Source organism: Cryobacterium sp. M91 (assembly GCF_002929615.1).
GTDB classification, from domain to species: domain Bacteria; phylum Actinomycetota; class Actinomycetes; order Actinomycetales; family Microbacteriaceae; genus Cryobacterium; species Cryobacterium levicorallinum.
Genome location: NZ_PJJT01000066.1, coordinates 1 through 16,210 on the forward strand (window position 1 = coordinate 1; position 16,210 = coordinate 16,210).

Sequence of the window (16,210 nt, forward strand, 5' to 3'; positions counted from 1 at the left end):
CGTACCTCGATGATCTTCCCTCCGCTGAACTGCACCTGCTCGACACCGGGCACTTCGCCTTGGATGAACAGCTGGACACCGTCGTGCATCTGATCGATGACTTCATCGAGCGACATACGCAAGAGGAGCCACTCGAAGTACACGCATCTTAAACACAAACAGAAAGATAACGACAATGTCATTTGAGCAACGCCTCTCCGTCCGTGGCCTTGCCCCCGGTTAGTGGACACGGGTTAAGCGGCGAGTTGAACTTCCGCGGTCTGTGATGAGTATTGCAGTTCGAAGGCGACGGGGCTGACATCTCCGATCGAGGAGTGCCGGCGCCGACGGTTGTATCGGTCCTCGATCCAGGCTCCGACTTCCCGAGTAGCGCGGTCGCGGGTGGGCCAAACGCGTCGGTAGTAGAACTCGGTTTTCAGCGTGGCGAAGAAGCTCTCGGCCATCGCGTTGTCCCAGCAAATACCGGTCAATCCCATCGAGCGAGTGATGCCATTCTTGATCGCGAACGCGGTGATCTGGGCCGAGGCATATTGGGTGCCACGGTCGCTGTAAAAAATGACCTGCGCCGGCCTGTCTCCGCGCAGCGTCATGGCCATCACGAGGGCGTCCTCGATCAGATCGGTCCTCATGTGGGCGGCGATGGCCCAGCCGATGACCCGGCGGCTGTGGGCGTCGATCACGGTCGCCAAGTAGACCCACCCCTCCCAAGTCCTCAGATAAGTGATGTCACCGACCCAGACCTGGTTCAGGGCCCCGGTATCCCATTGCCGTTTGACGGCGTCGACGGGGTAAGCGTCGGCATGGTCAATGATCGTGGTGGTCCGCCACTTTTTCGGGCAGATGCCCACCAATCCGAGGCGTTGCATGGTCTTGGCGACGGTCTTGCGCGAGATGGTCTCCCCGTCGGCGCGGAGGTCGGCGAGGATTCTCGGCGATCCATAGACCTCGTCGGAGTCGCCGTGGAACCACGCCACTTTCTGCTCGATGCCCTCCCGTCGAATCGCACGGTCCGACGGCTTCCGGTCGAGCCAGACGTAATATCCTGACCGGGACACCTCGAGCAGGCGGACCATGCGGGTGATGGTGAAGTTGGTCTTCTCCGCCAGCATCAGTTCGAACGCTTTGCGCTCGTATCCGACGCTTCCTGGGCGAAGAAGATGGACGCTTTTTTCAAGTTATTCCGATATCGGAATAACTTGAATTATCCTGATGTTCGGATTATGCCGATGTTTGCGTGAATGTCCCGATCAGGGGGGTGCGAGGGCCCGGAACTTCGGCATAATCCGTCAGAGATTTTCGAGGAATTCTAGGGTCGCATCGGGTGGGGTGTATCGGCCGGGGGTCGTCTCGGGCTGCTTGGTGCGGTCGAGGGCTCGTTGTTTGATGCTGAGGTCGGCGTGCAGGTAGGCGCTGGTTGATTCGATGGATTCGTGGCCGAGCCAGAGTGAGATGGTGGCCACGTCGATGCCGGCGGCAAGCATACGCATTGCGGTGGTGTGCCGGAGAACGTGCGGAGTGAGGGCCTTTTCTTTCAGGGTCGGGCAGCTTCGCGCGGCAGCGGCGGCGTGAATGCGGATCCGCTGTTCAACAGAGTCAACGGTCATGGGACGCCGGGTGCCTTGTGGGGTGAAGACAGGCTGTGAGCGCTCAGGAGTGCGGTTTTCCCTCTGCCAGGCCAGCAAGTCCCGGCAGGTGTCGGGATTGAGAGGGGTGATGCGGTCTTTGCGCCCTTTCCCGTGACAGACCGCGTGGGCCGGACGGGACAGTTGTAGGTCTGCCCAGGTCAGATCCGTGAGTTCGGACACGCGCAGTCCCGTAGTAATCAGCGTCAAAATGATCAGCCGGTCGCGGCGCCCAACCCACCGGTCTGCTGGTGGCGTGCGCAGTAACACCGACACTTCTGTGTCAGAGAGGTAGCTGATTAGCGGGCGAGCAGTGTTCTTTGGTGCGATGGCCAGCACTCGCCTGATCAGGTCGGCGTGCTCTGGATGGAGGAACGCGGCGTAGTGAAAGAGGGCGTGGATGGAGGCCAGTCGGGCATTTCTCGTCGAGACGCTGTTGTGCCGGTCGGTTTCCAGATGTGCCAGGAACGCGGTGATCGTGTCCGCGTTCACATCAGAGAAGTCAATGCTGGCTGGTTGCCGATGCTGATGGGTTTTGAGGTAGATCAGCAGCAGCCGCCAGGTGTCGCGGTAAGCGGCGATGGTGTGTCTGCTGGCCGCTTTCTGGCCGGTCAAATACGTGGTGAAAAAGGACTGCAAGGTGGGGGCGAGGAGAGTCATGGGTTCATTTCTTTCAACGTTGCGGCCTCGACACGTTCCGAGACCACGGTGAGTAGCTCTGGGGTAGCACTCAAATACCAATAGGTGCTGGCCGGGCTGACGTGGCCGAGATAGGTTGCCAAGACCGCGACCTGCGCGTCAACGTCGATGCCTTGTCGATACGCATCCAGCAAGGTGATCGTCGCGAAGGTGTGACGAAAATCGTGTAAGCGCGGTGCCGGGATTCCGGGCCGCGCCACCAGGCTCAGAGTCGTGGCCACCAACCGAAACGCTCTCTCGACGCTTTCCGTCAGGGGCCTCGTCCCGATGAAAGTAAGGAAGAACGGGGCGCCGTCCCGGGCCGTGACGAGTTCACGACTGTGCCGGAGGTATTCCCGCAGTGCCATCACCGTGCTGGGCAGGATGGGAACGAGTCGTTTCTTACCGTATTTTCCCGTGACCGTAAGACGACCGTTGGTCAGATCGACGTCGGTCAGGTCCAAGCCCACGGTCTCCCCGACGCGCATGCCAGTGGCGGCCATCAGCCCGATCACGGTCTGGAGCGTCAAGCCACGAAGCGGCGGAGACAGCGTCAACGCGGCGGTCATGAGAGCGACGGTCTGGTCCGGGGTATAGATGTAGGGAACGGTATGAACGACTTTCGAGGGGATGATGCCCATCGGGATGATCTGCGCCAGACCTGGATTCTGCGCGTGGACATAGCCGGCGAAGCCGCGGATGACGCTCAACCGAAACGCCCGCCACCGCCCTCCGGCATCCACGGGCAGAACAGCCCACCGGACCGCCGCGTCAACCGTGATGCTCTCGTCGCCGGCATCGTCCAGCCACGCCAGAAATTGGCTGATCATCCATCCGTGATTATTCAACGTGGCACCGAGGAGACGACGCAGCCGCAGATAATCTTCCGCATGCTGCTTGAGCAGGACAGCCATGAGATCAGCACCCCCGCGGCCCGCGCAACCGATGAGGAGACCAGGGGCCAGTCTCGGGCGATTGTAGCGAGGGCACGGAGGTCAACGCGGGCGTAGATGACCGTGGTCGCCGGGTTCGTGTGGCGCAGCAGCTGCGCAGCCTCGGTCAAGGTCCCGCCCGCCGCCAGGACTGCAGTCGCCGCGCTGTGACGCAACCTGTGCGCACCAACCGGGACTTCGCACCCGGCCCGCGCACCCAACCGGGTGATGAGGTCCCCGACGGCGCATCGACTCATTGGTGCGTGCGGCGCCCGGGACTGAAGAAACACAGCTCGGTGCGCGGAGGCCGATCGTTCATTCTCCAGATAGTTCACGATCGCGGAGCCGATATCCACGGGCATCGGCATCTCGTCCAGCGCCGCGCCTTTCCCCCGGACGATGATTGTTCCTGCCCGCCAGTGCAGATCGTCAAGCGTCAACTCGGCGACTTCCCGGCACCGCAGACCAAGCCTGGACAGCACCAATACGATCGCCCAGTCACGATGCGGAGTCACCGGAGCGAGCACGGACTGGGCGACCAACGATTGAACGACCTCAGGGGTGAGGGATTTGGGCAATGACCCGAACGCCGAATAGACAACCGGGCCAATTCCCTCAGCCAAGGACTCAGGCACGATCCCCGTCAAGAACAACCACTTCAGCAGTGCCCGTAACGACGTGACTGCAACCCGAATTGAACCCCGCGATTGCGTCGCGCCCCGACTCAACAGGAACCCCGTGACCTCGTGGATCGTCAGGGAACTCAAATCGTTCCCAGACCTGTCGAAATGCCACCGCAGGAACGGTCTGGCCTGAGTGAGATAGTTCTCCACCGTCGTGGGTCGAAGCCCCCGCTCATCAGCCAGATACGAGCCGAACAGAGCCAGGGCGTGTTCCCACGCGAGCACCGACACGGCCGGATCTGCGGCACGGGCGTGACCAGTCTCCTCGAGAAAGAGAAGGAAGCTGACCAACGATCGTGGCGTCCTGTAAGTCTTGTGCGTCCACCGCCGCCACCGAAAGAACTCCTCGATGACCATCGGCGTCAAATCCTCAACGGTGAGACCTCGATCGGCCAACCAGCGCGACAAACACGCAATAAGCTGCAGCTGTTGCGCCGCGCTCGCTCGCGAATATCCCCACGTTGCCAGTCGTTCCCGAAATCCCGGCACGAGGGCAACCAAGGGGCCTTCAACAAACACGTGATCCGGATCGCTCATGATCCTTGTCCTTCCAATAGAAAGGACCAGTATCAAACCACACGCCGAATTATGCTGAAGTTCCGGGCCCTCGCACCCCCCTGATCAGGACATTCACGCAAACATCGGCATAAGCCGAACATCAGGATAATTTAGAAACGCCCGATCCAGTTTCAGGTCCGCGTTCTCTTTCCGCAGCCGGAGCAACTCAGCCCGTTCCGACTCGGTGACTCCGGTCTCGCCGGTGTCGTTGCGGGCCTTGAAGGCGCTGACCCATCGGCCCAGCGATGCCTCGTTGATGCCGAGCTCGCGGGCCACGGTCGCGATCGCCCTGCCGGTGTTGATCACCAGCTTCACGGCCTCGTCTTTGTACTCAGGAGTGAACTCCCTGCGTGTCTTTCCCATGTGAACATTCTCTCTTGTGAGGTGTCCACTCAACGGGGGCAGGGCCACACCTTGAAAGACAACGCTGATGGCCTTCTTCAAGCCGCTGTGCGCGTCGGAGATGACGAGCTTGACGCCGTCCAGCCCGCGGGCCTTCAAGGATCGTAAGAACTCGGTCCAGAAGATCTCATTCTCGCTGTCGCCGCCGTCGAAACCGAGGACCTCGCGGCGACCGTCAGCGGCCACGCCGATGGCAACGACCATCGCCTGCGAGATGACGCGGTGGTTGACGCGGGCCTTGCAATACGTGGCGTCGAGGAACACGTAGGGGTAGCCGGTAACGCCGAGGTCACGGCCACGGAACGTGGCCACTTCCCCGTCGAGATCAGCGCAGATCCGGGATACTTCGGACTTGGAGATGCCCGTATCAGCGCCGAGCGCCTTGACCAGATCGTCAACTTTCCGGGTCGAGACGCCGTGGAGGTACGCCTCCATCACGACGGCGAACAGGGCCTGGTCGACGCGCCGGCGCCGCTCGAGGAGGGCGGGGAAGAACGACCCTTGCCGGAGCTTGGGGATCTTGAGATTCAGGTCCCCGGCCGTTGTCGTGAGGACGCGCGGGCGGGTCCCGTTGCGCTGGGTGGTGCGGTCATCGGAGCGTTCAAATCGGGCGGCGCCGATGTGCGCGGTGGCCTCGGCATCGATGAGTTCTTGGTAGAGAGTTTCGGTCACCATTCGGATTCGATCGGTGACATTGGTCAGCTTGAGTTCCGCGAGGAGCGCGAGCACGGCAGACTGGTCTAAAGCCATCGTGTGATGTGTCTTTCTGTGAGTTCTTTGATCGGTACTCACTGACCATCGCACGGTGGCTCTTTACGTTGTTAATCCAACGATCGAACCCCGGGAACTACACAGAGATACTGGATGTGACTCTGGTGGCCCTGTTTTCAGTCGGCGATACTGGCCCTATTTTCAGTCGGCGTTAACATGTAGTCGAGTCCGCCAGTATGTGGCGGTTAGCCAAGCTAGCCCGACTACGCAGAGAGCAGCGATTACGCCGACCACGATCAGAGAAATGCCGATTGGCTCCGTCAATGCCACCCTGCTTTTCACCATGTGCCGACTCTATTAGTAATTCCTGCCCGATTTCGCGCTGGCAGTGTCCTCGGTAAGTGGGGCGAATCGCAGCGCTAAAAGGCGTTTAGTTAGCAGTGCTGAGTGTCACCCTTTGTGCCCGAAAGCGGAACGGCGGATTCAATCGGTCGTCGCAACGATGGGCTTTTCTGCTTAGTTGGCCTCTGGAGTGGTCATGGCATTCAACTTGACCGGGCCGCGCGACCACAGCGCGGCCTCATCGACGGACTGCTGGCAACGACGTAATAACCGCGGACACTCTCTTCGTGCGATCCCACAGAGCATTCGGTATCGTCAACGTTGCCGAACTGGCTAATGTGCACCGATTCCGCGTCCTACCCCGCCGCCGGGAGCGCCACGACGTTGCGACGAGATCGGCTCGACAGTGATCGCTGACGGATGGGTGGGCTATGTCGGCAAGATTGGCTACGTTCACGACCGATGCAGTCAGCGTGCAGCAAAGGGGCGGGGACTCCGCGAAGCTGACCGGGGTGCATCGCGTTGCTTCGCTGGCCAAACGGTGGCTGCCGTGCACTCACCAGAGAGCGGTGGACTGTGTTCACCTCCCCAGCTATCCAAGCGAGTTTGTAGTCTGGTCCGATCGTCGAGCTGCGCGTAACAGCCGACTCCTGTTCCTGCGCGTTTTTGGGCTTGCAGTTGGTCGCGACACGGTTCGGTATTGACAGCTGGTCAGCCAGCCGCGTCTCCGTTCGACCGCGCCGTTGCCGCCAGGTCAAACCGGCCACCGGCCCAGCCTCGCATGCGTACGCGTTGATCGGTCCTGACGATACGACAAAGAGGTCAACTCCGGTTATGTAGAGAGCCCGAACGGGGAAAATTTGATCGCAGTGGAGCGGGATTATCGTTCGAGGTCGCGTTTGCGACGGGTGCGAAATGCCGCAAGGATCAGTCCAGCAAGTCCTAGACCAGAAGCGGCGAACTCGATTGTCTGGCCAGCGATCATGGCGGGTGTCTTTGTCGTGCTGAGTGGCACCTCCTCAATCATTGCTCCCGGTGTGAAAGTTGGCAGCCGGTCGATGGTGCTGCCGTCTGGGGCGATGATCGCCGAGGTGCCAACGGTTGACGTGTTCACGACGCTGCGACCGGTTTCGATGGCGCGCAGGCGTGCTATTGCGAGCTGTTGGACGCTTTCGTCGGTGCGCCCGAAGTCTGCGTTGTTTGTCGGTGCGAGGATGACGTTTGCTCCTCCGGCGATCATTTGTCGGGTGAGGTTGTCGTCGACAATGTCGAAGCAGATGGCGAGTCCGGCGGCTACACCGTTGATATCGAACAGATTGTCGCGGATACCGATTGCGTAATCGCGCGGGATGAGCGAGAACAGGTCGGGGGCCAGCGGATACCAGAAGTCACGGTCGGGGATGTATTCCGCAAATGGCACTGGGTGAATTTTGTCGTACTGGTCAACGGCACCCTCTCCGTTCTTCCAGAGCAGCAAGCTGTTGTAGATGCCACTTCGGTCGGATGTGATGGTGCCAGTGATCAGTGGCGCATTCATTTCCGCCGTCACCTGGTCGAGCGTTGCAGCGGACCGACTGTTCTCTAGGGGGTTGATGTCGGAGGCGTTCTCCGGCCAGACGACGAGGTCCAAGTCTTCGCCGTAGAGCGGTTTGGTGGCAGCAACATGGTCGTTGAGGATCTGGCCTGGCGTGTATTCGGCGAACAGTCCGGCATCCGCGTTGCCTTGCACTGCCGCGACTCGCATGGTTCCGGACTCGACGATGGGAAAGGCAGGTATGGAAAGCATCAGCGCGATCAAGCCAATAGGTGCGCTGCTTCGGAGCATCCGATTTCGGGACGCTGGTTCTTGTGTTACCTGGATTATGAGGGTGCTGACCCACGCGATGAGAAACGACAAGCCGGATACGCCGACCCACGCCGCCAGCTGTCCGAACGGACTTTCCGATTGGGAGAAGGCGAGTCGTCCCCACGAGGAGCCCCCGTATGGCCAGTTGCTCGTGAGGTATTCGCGAAGGGTCCACAGACCCGCGATGATTACGGGTGTCAGTCCGAGGCGGCCCCATGCGCCGGGGAACGCTTGGTCGGTGAAGCGCCAGGCGAGGGCAATGAGCACGCAGCCCAGCGCGAAGAAGATCGCTTCCAGGCCGGCCAGGGCCAGCCACGGCACCGGCCCGAGGTAGATGGTGAGCCAGAGGATGTGGGTTCCCCAGAATGAGAAGCCTGCGAGGAAGCCAACTCCAAGCGCCCCCCACACCCGGCGACCGATAAGGGAGAAGAGGATGAGTGGGGTGCCGACAAAGATCAGCGGCCACCAGCCGGTGCCGGGGAACGCCAAGGCGTTCAGCAGACCTCCGAGTGCGGCGACAGGGGGGGCGAGCCACAGGGGAAGCCTGGTCCGGCTCGGTACCGCTCGTGCTAGTAGTTTCGCGGTTGGAGTGCGCTCATTTAAGGTAAGCAAGAACGCCCATCATTCCGGCTTCGCCGTGGTAGGGGTCGGGGCAGTAGGTGAACCACCGGCCGGGGTTGTCCGCATCGACATCGACGGTCAGGGTCCGGCCGGGCACAACGATCGAGGTGTCTTTCTTGACCAATGAGGCGTCGCCGGGAAGATCGAGCCGGTCAGCAATCCGCGCGTCAACACGGATCTCGCGTCGAATCAACTCACTGCGCTGTCTCATCCCAGAAGCCTCAACTGCCGCAAACAAGCTATACACCGGACCAAAGCGATGCTCCTCGCCATGATTGACGTGCACCATCGGGCGCTTGCCCCGACTCGCTGACACCAGCCCCTCTCGACGCAGAGGGTTCAGCGCAAGTCGAAGGGTACTGCGGCTCACCTGATATTCCGTGGTCAGTTGAATTTCCCCGGGGAACGTGTCCGCGAATTCGCCCGAGGCTATCCGGTTGAGAATGTCGTCATGGACGCTCAACCAGAGAGACTGACCAGGTACTCTGGCCAGTCGTGCCCGGTCTGCTTCAGCCGCAGTTGACATGTGAGTCACGCTTCTCCTCGGGCAATATGGTGCGCCCAAATGCAATTATTCCTTGCATACACGAGGCCAGATTCCTCTCGAAAGGTATTGTTATGCGCAAAATCACCCTTGCCACTGTTGCTCGTGCGGGCCCTATGTCCCTCCTTTGGTAACCGCGCTGCCCGGCTTCGACGCAACAAACCGCCCCCATTACTGGCCGGCCAGATCGAAGCTCTCGACGAGGTAGCCAGCTTCGGTGAGCAACGGTGCGAACAACACAAAATCCTCCGTCGACCCTGTGGCGCCGGACACGAGCACGACTCGCGGAGGCCCCTGCTCGCCGACAGCCATCGCGCCGAACTCCCTGCTCGGCGCCGGGTGGCGACGTCCTTAATCGGTTGGGACGCATCGATCACCTCGCGGCACAGCTCGTCTTTGAACTCCTGGGTTAAACGCCTACGTGCTGCGGTCATGCTGATCTCTACTCTCAGTGAATCCCCCACTTTAAGAGGGCCCACCGTCCGAGATATCCGCGGCAAGTCATTGTAGGGCGATGCGCATATTTGAGCTTGATCGCCGTCACATCTTTTGAGTTAGATCTTCGGGTATGGCTGCGCCGATCGCACTGTAGAACTGCTCGAGGGCCAGCTGGGTGTATGCAGCGTGATCGAATGTGCCCGTTGGTACCTCCCCGGTGAGAAACGCGTTGAGTCCCTCGGCGAGGTCCTCGTCAGTTTGCGGCACGACCAATCCGAAGCCTGGCGGGAGCGCGTTCTTCACCGACTCGAATTCGACTGTGACGATCGGTAGGCCGAGCACCAGCGCCTCCAGAATGACCATGGGCTGGCCTTCGTAGTTGCTGGAAAGGACGAAGCAGTCCGATGCGGCAAGTACGGTGTACGGGTTGGGTAGCTCGCCCGTGAGAATGACGCACTCTTCAAGCCCCAGCTCTCTGATTAGGGACTCTAACTGTCCTCGGAGCGGACCATCGCCAACGAGCACGAGTCGCGTTGTCGGCGTTGCTGTGTGGACGATGTTGAACGCGCGGATGAGGCGTCCCTGATTCTTTTCGGGGGAGAGTCTCCCGACTGAAACAAAGTTCGTTACCTCGTCGTCGGCGAGGAGGACCTCCACCCAATCAGGAGTTCTCCCGGTCTCTAGATCCCGCGTCGTCTCCCGCAGATCCTGGGTGGCGGCGCTAAGGATTTGTTGGGCATCAGCGGTATTGAGTGCGAACGTAAATTTCGCCGGGTCTGCATACGGGGCAAGTTGGCGGTTGTTGATTGCGGACAGTGTGGGCGAAACAGACACGAGGTGGTCGTATTGCTCGTAGAGCGTGAAAATCTGGGTGAGGCTGTGCAGCATTCTCTTCTTGCCCGTGATCGTGCGATGGGCGTCGGCGGCGAGGTCGTTGTGGAGCCAGATTGAGCGTATCGACTTGGGTGAATGAAGGAGCAGCGCGGCCCAGAACGGACCATAGCCGCTGAAGTCGACGACGAAGTCAAAGTGGCTGTCGCCGAAACATCGCGTCCATTCGTCGTCCCACAGGGTTTTCTGTGTGGGCTGATCCTGGTGCCGGCTGATTCTGCCTCGACGAAAGTCGAGATGTCGGGCCAGCTGATCGGCCGCGGAGCCGTTCATTCCGCCGACGCGTGGGAACTGGCGCACGGCGGGATTGATCGCGAGTTGGTTGTCTATCGAGGCGGGAGCTTTGCTCTGGATGAAGCAGGCAGATACGTCGAACCGGGAGTGGTCGATGTTGTTGAGCAGGTTGAGAGCGGATGTGGTTATCCCATTTGAGCGCATCCCGCCCAGGTAGATCAGAATAGATGGACGGTTCTGGGAAACTACGGGGCGGACGTGGTGTAGACCGGCGTTGCCGCGGAAGACGATGTCGATAATCCGAGCACTCACCCGCCCATCCTCCTGGCCGCAAAATTGCTGCTGGCTGGCGCGATATCGTGCGGCTGAGTCAGCCGGGAGGGTGCCCGTCGCGAGAATTTCAGCGAGCTCAACCGCCAGCTCCTCTGTGGTTCGACAGACCGGACCGGGCCAGTCTTCGGGCTCAAAATAGAGGCCTCGCGTGCCTGAATAGTCCTTAAAGTCCGGGGTGAAGAAGAGGATCGGGCGGCCAGTAGCCAGGAAATCAAAGAAGATACTCGAATAGTCCGTGATGAGCACTCCGGTGAGGCCAAGGACGACATTGGTGGGAATGTCGTTCGGCACGAGCAGGCGCGAGAATTCGGGCCGGGATGCGGCGAGGGCGTGCACGATCTGGTGCGTTTTGAGGAGTACCACGTATTTGGTGGTGTCGATCTGCGCCGTCAGCCGGGCGATGTGATCGAGCAGCTGGTCAATATCGTCCTCAGGCCGGACAAAGGACGCGCCCTTCCAGGTCGGTGCGTAGAGCACGATCGTGCGGTCACCGAGAGGGATGCCCGCGGCAGTTAGGCGTGCTCGGCCAGCCGCAACGCTGTCCGTGTCGAGCGTTTGCCGGTCGATCCGCGGATATCCTTCCTCGATGATCCGGCTGCGGGAGATGCCGCTGAGTTTGTATGCCTTCTCGTACATCTGCTCGGCCATGAACGGGTTTGCGGCGAGCAGATAGTCAGCGGCAACAAAGTTCCGGATGATATTGGCTGTTGCCAGCGCACCACGGTCAATGTCGTAGCCCATGCGCTTCAAGGGCGTGCCATGCCAGGTGTTGAGGTACGTCTGGCCAGGTCTCTTGCTGAATTGGGGCGGGAAGGTCGCATTGTTAATGAGGTATTCGCTCGTGGCAAGGGCACGGTAGTAAGACGGTGTCCCGTAGCGCACGAACGTCACGTTTCGCGCTCCCGCGAACTCCGCCACCGTCGAGCGAAATTGGCGCAGGTCAGCGAGGACCCAAATATGTTTGAGCTGATGCATGTCCGGCGTTGCCAGAAGCTGGCGGAAGATGGCCTCCGGATTGCAGAGCATTCCGTTGCCAGAGAACGACTCGTAGAGGACCGTCCCCGGTTTAATCGGTTCGGTGCGCCAATGCGCGTGGAATTGGGAGTGGACGAAGCGCTTGACCCGTGAGGGGAGACTTTTCATCCGTATTAGTTTCATATCGCGCTATACCTCGTTGGAGCAAGTTGTTTTCATACTGTTCGGGCTCGCCAGCATTCCCCAAATTCCACGCTGGAATCGTCTCATACATCAGCGTCGCCCTGCTGCTGGGCAATTTCAGAAAGTATGACAACGAGGCCCCATGTGGCCGTAGCCCCGATGACGGCGGCAGCTGCAATGGTCGACAGAAAGCGCCAGTTCAAATGGATTCCTTTGGTTTCGCCGGCGAGGCCCATGTATCTCTTGCGCTAGCGCGGCAGTACATACCTTCCAGCTTATCCCAGAGTCTGCGCACACTAAGGGGATTGTTGGTAGTCACGCCGGCGATGATTTTGCTACTGATTTTGGGTTTCTCTGCCGTGGAGGCGTAGGACAATGAGTGACCATGGCCGTTCGCACGGAGCTGACGGCCATGGTCACTCTGGGAGGAGTTACTTCTCGTCGGCTCCGCCCTCATGGTTGACGTCAACGCCCTCGGGGTCGGCGTGGCCACCGTCGTTTCCGTCATCCGGTGTGGCCGCCTCAGAACCCGGAGTCTCAACTGCGGATTCGGAGTCGGGCACGTCCGGGGTGATGGGCGTAGTGGTGTCGGTTACCGCGGTGCCCGACGTTGGCGCTGCGGGGGTGGCTGCCAAGGCGGCGCCGCTACCGATGCCAGTCAGGGCGAGAACGATGATTCCGGCGGCGGCGATTCTTTTCTTGTTCATGTAGTTCTCCTTGAGTGCAGTTGAATGGGTGAACGATTACGACTCTCGCAGTGCAGGGTAAGAGGGCGGTAAGTGCAGCTGGCAGGAAGCTGAGCCGTGCGGTGCAGGACCGACACGCAGCTACTCGTCACACCCGCAACGCCGAGGTAATCGCCGCTCCCGACGGCTGTGAGCGCTGGATATTATGAAGGAATGCAGATCCTGCCGCGAACCGTTCTTGTCCGTGTCAAACGGTTCGTCAGCAGGCTTCGTCAGGCCGCTGTATCCGAGGTATACGCGTTCTGGCGCAGACGTCCGATCGATCGGAACGTCGTTCTCTATGAGTCGTTCTCCGGCAACGGCCTGCTGGACAACCCCGAGGCGATCTTTCGAGGTTTGCGTGCGGCACCTGATTTCACGCACCTAAAGCACGTCTGGGTGCTCACGAACGAGCGAGAAAACCTGACCGTCGTCCACGAATTTGCTCGTGATCCATCAGTGCGATTCGTTCGTCCCAACTCCCTGGGCTATTACCGAGCGTTAGCCACAAGCGGGTACCTCATCAACAACGCAACCTTCCCGGTGCAATTCAGCAAGCGCGGCGGGCAGGTCTACCTCAACACCTGGCACGGCACGCCCTTGAAACGCATGGGCTATGACATCGGTGATCGCGCCTCAAGGGTAGGCAATGTGATCCGGAACTTCCTCTCCGCCGACTATTTACTCGCGGCAAACCGTTTCATGACCGAACAGATGTATGAAAATGCCCATTTGCTGCGCAATATCTACCGAGGCGAGATCATCGAGGAGGGGTATCCACGGATCGACCATCAGTTCACCGATTCGAGCGGTGTCGCATCGATAATCCACCGACTCGAAGGGGTCGGCCTGCCAATCGACGGGCGGAAGATTATCCTTTACGCGCCAACATGGAAGGGGGAGTCGTTCGCCAAGCCCAAAGACGACGCGGACGAGCTGATCAGTCGGGTGACCGAACTGGAAACGTTGATAGATACGAACCGATATGTTGTCCTCCTCAAGGTTCATCAGGTGGTGTATAAATTTGCCGCAGCGGGCGCAGAATTTCAGGGGCGGCTGGTGCCCAACGAAATCCCGACGAACGCTGTCCTAGCCGCAACAGACATTCTCGTAACTGATTACTCAAGTATTTTTTTCGATTTCCTGACAACTGGGCGACCCATCGCATTCCTGACTCCGGATATCTGCGACTACGCGGGCTACCGCGGCCTGTATATGGAGCCGGAGGAATGGCCGGGGCCGGTGGTGCGAACTGTGAGGGAACTTGCCGTTGAGTTGAACTTAATCGCTCGTTCTGGGCAGCGAACTGAAATCACCTCGAGATACCTCACCATGCGGAAGAAGTATTCGGGGCACGAGGATGGCGGCGCAACGGGGCGGGTCATCGACATCGTTTTTCGGGGCAGACGAGACGGTTACACGGTGGGGCCGGTGGACCGTGACGAACGACCATCAATACTTGTTCACGTCGGCAGCCTACGACCGGACGGCATCACGACGTCTGCCTTGAACCTACTGACGGCCATCGATCATGACCGGTTCGACGTTTCTGCCGTGTTTTCAAACAGTCGTATGTCTGCTGTCTTGGAAAAGCAAGGGCAAATCCATTTCTCGGTCCGCCAATTCGTCCGGGTTGGGGGGATGAACGGTTCCAAGATCGATCACGTCATCCGGCGGCTCCACTGGTACCGCGGTGACCTGAGCTCACACTCGCACGATCCACGGCAGAAGAGACTGTGGGATGACGAATGGACGCGGTGTTTTGGCAGCAGTCGGTTCGATTACGCCATCGACTTCAGCGGGTACGGCCCACTCTGGGCAACCCTGATGCTGCATGCGCCGCTTGCGAAACGGTCAATTTGGCTGCACAACACTATGACTGCGGATGCACACCGGAGCAACGACAAGCGACGCCGGCAGCTGAAAAGCCTCACGAGCATTTTTTCGCTGTATCACGAGTATGACCATCTCGTCTCCGTTTCCCCGGCCCTCGAAGAAATCAATGCCGACAAACTTGCCCAATTTGCACCTCACGAGAAATTCGTGTCAGCGCGCAATCTTGTAAATGCCGCTCAGGTCCGTAGCGATGCCGCAATCGATATCAGGGAAGCCGTCCGGGTCAGCACCACGGGCGAGGTGCCCAGTTGGGCGAACGGCCTCGTGGGGAAATCCACGCTGGTGCATTTTGTCACCGTTGGGCGATTGTCGTCTGAAAAGAACCACGCGCAGCTGATTCGGGCCTTCGCTCAGCTGCACGTGCAGCGTTCTGACACCCGATTGGTGATCGTCGGCGACGGGCCGCTGAGAACGCACTTGGAAGATCTGATCCGTGAGCTGGGTATCGAGGATTCGGTGACACTTGCGGGGCACCAGAAGAACCCGTACGCCATCATGGCCGTGGCGGACTGTTTCGTGCTCTCGAGCGACTACGAGGGACAGCCGATGGCGCTACTCGAAGCACTTATACTCAACCTCCCCGTCGTCACCGTAGCGTTCAGTTCTGCTCGGAATGCTCTGCCGGAAGGTGTCGGGCTCATCGTGCCGGCAACAGAGCAGGGGCTGGCAGCGGGTATGAGCGCATACCTGGCCGGATCGGTTCCGACCGCGAAATTCGACGACCTGAACTATAACGCTGCGTCGTTAGATCAGTTCCAGAGTGCCATCGGGGCGACCCCCACGAATCAGTAACGAACGAGGCTTAGCATCTCCTTACCTCATGATGGGATGCTAACTGTGTCGATCGCGCGCATCCCGGTTTTCGTCGGGTGAAGGAGAGCAATGAAAGTACTTCTCGTCGAAGACGAAGCCGCTATGGTCGACGCGTTGCAGCGCGGACTGACAGCGGAGGGCTTCGTGACGGAATCAGCGATGAACGGTGTCGACGTCCTCTGGATGGCAGAAGAGAACAATTTCGACGTCATTATCCTCGACATTATGCTCCCGGGACTATCCGGCTACGAGGTGTGTCAGAGGCTGCGTGCGGGCGGTTCGACGGTGCCGATTCTCATGTTAACGGCGAAGGACGGCGAATACGACGAAGCGGATGCCTTGGACCTTGGAGCGGATGACTTCTTGTCGAAACCGTTCTCTTTTGTTGTTCTACTCGCTCGCCTCCGAGCGCTCTTACGACGGGCACCCGCTGATCGTGAGCCCGTGCTCACGGCGGGCAGAATCCGCCTGGACCCGGCGGCCCGGCGCTGCTGGCGCGGGGAGGAAGAGGTCACGCTCACAGCCCGCGAATTCTCACTTGCAGAGTTCTTGGTCCGCCGCAAAGGTCAGGTGGTGAGCCGCAATACGATCGCCGAACATGTGTGGGATTCGGACCTGGATGTTGACTCGAACGTGATTGAGGTTTACATCGGCTATCTGCGTCGCAAACTCGACGATGGTCGCACGAGGCGCCTCATCGAAACCGTCCGTGGGATCGGATACCGGCTCATTGACACAGCCGAGGAGAGATCCGATGCCACCTAAACGACATGAAACGAGGCG

General features: G+C 59.9%; 11 protein-coding genes and 2 pseudogenes. 2 read left to right on the plus strand and 11 right to left on the minus strand.

Annotated elements, in window-relative coordinates:
* Positions 1-233: 233 nt before the first annotated feature.
* The 11 genes and pseudogenes from CXY80_RS02480 to CXY80_RS02525 form a co-directional block, all read right to left on the minus strand.
* Positions 234-1,148 (minus strand): annotated as a pseudogene (locus CXY80_RS02480) (IS3 family transposase); the annotation flags it as partial.
* A gap of 138 nt (positions 1,149-1,286) precedes the next feature.
* Positions 1,287-2,282, minus strand: a complete 996-nt coding sequence (locus CXY80_RS02485; RefSeq protein WP_104131481.1) for a tyrosine-type recombinase/integrase — start codon at positions 2,280-2,282, stop codon at positions 1,287-1,289.
* Positions 2,279-3,130 carry a tyrosine-type recombinase/integrase gene (locus CXY80_RS02490; RefSeq protein ID WP_158251534.1) on the minus strand — a complete coding sequence of 284 codons (852 nt, stop codon included), beginning with the start codon at positions 3,128-3,130 and terminating at the stop codon, positions 2,279-2,281. Before CXY80_RS02490 ends, CXY80_RS02485 begins: the two co-directional genes overlap by 4 nt.
* Before the next feature lie 14 nt (positions 3,131-3,144).
* On the minus strand, positions 3,145-4,452 hold the full coding sequence (locus tag CXY80_RS02495; RefSeq protein WP_104131483.1) for a tyrosine-type recombinase/integrase: 1,308 nt from the start codon (positions 4,450-4,452) through the stop codon (positions 3,145-3,147).
* 171 nt (positions 4,453-4,623) lie between these two features.
* Positions 4,624-5,625: pseudogene (locus tag CXY80_RS02500) on the minus strand (IS256 family transposase); the annotation flags it as partial.
* A gap of 1,183 nt (positions 5,626-6,808) precedes the next feature.
* On the minus strand, positions 6,809-8,386 hold the full coding sequence (lnt, locus tag CXY80_RS02505; protein ID WP_104131485.1) for an apolipoprotein N-acyltransferase: 1,578 nt from the start codon (positions 8,384-8,386) through the stop codon (positions 6,809-6,811).
* On the minus strand, positions 8,370-8,858 hold the full coding sequence (locus tag CXY80_RS02510; protein ID WP_158251536.1) for a GntR family transcriptional regulator: 489 nt from the start codon (positions 8,856-8,858) through the stop codon (positions 8,370-8,372). Before CXY80_RS02510 ends, lnt begins: the two co-directional genes overlap by 17 nt.
* Positions 8,859-9,110: 252 nt before the next feature.
* Positions 9,111-9,251, minus strand: coding sequence for a hypothetical protein (locus tag CXY80_RS02515; RefSeq protein ID WP_199182212.1), 141 nt, complete (start codon positions 9,249-9,251; stop codon positions 9,111-9,113).
* Positions 9,252-9,479: 228 nt separating this feature from the next.
* Positions 9,480-11,978: a glycosyltransferase gene (locus tag CXY80_RS02520; protein WP_233194837.1), complete on the minus strand. Its 2,499-nt coding sequence runs from the start codon at positions 11,976-11,978 to the stop codon at positions 9,480-9,482.
* A gap of 98 nt (positions 11,979-12,076) precedes the next feature.
* Positions 12,077-12,229: a hypothetical protein gene (locus tag CXY80_RS19345; RefSeq protein WP_158251537.1), complete on the minus strand. Its 153-nt coding sequence runs from the start codon at positions 12,227-12,229 to the stop codon at positions 12,077-12,079.
* Positions 12,230-12,424: 195 nt separating this feature from the next.
* The gene (locus CXY80_RS02525; RefSeq protein WP_104131488.1) at positions 12,425-12,700 is read right to left on the minus strand and encodes a hypothetical protein; all 276 of its coding nucleotides are present in this window, start codon (positions 12,698-12,700) and stop codon (positions 12,425-12,427) included.
* A gap of 192 nt (positions 12,701-12,892) precedes the next feature.
* Here CXY80_RS02525 and CXY80_RS02530 point away from each other — a divergent pair, with 192 nt between their 5' ends.
* Complete coding sequence (locus CXY80_RS02530; protein WP_104131489.1) at positions 12,893-15,406, plus strand: glycosyltransferase; 2,514 nt, start codon at positions 12,893-12,895, stop codon at positions 15,404-15,406.
* Positions 15,407-15,496: 90 nt separating this feature from the next.
* Complete coding sequence (locus CXY80_RS02535) at positions 15,497-16,192, plus strand: response regulator transcription factor (RefSeq protein WP_104131490.1); 696 nt, start codon at positions 15,497-15,499, stop codon at positions 16,190-16,192.
* Positions 16,193-16,210: the final 18 nt, after the last annotated feature.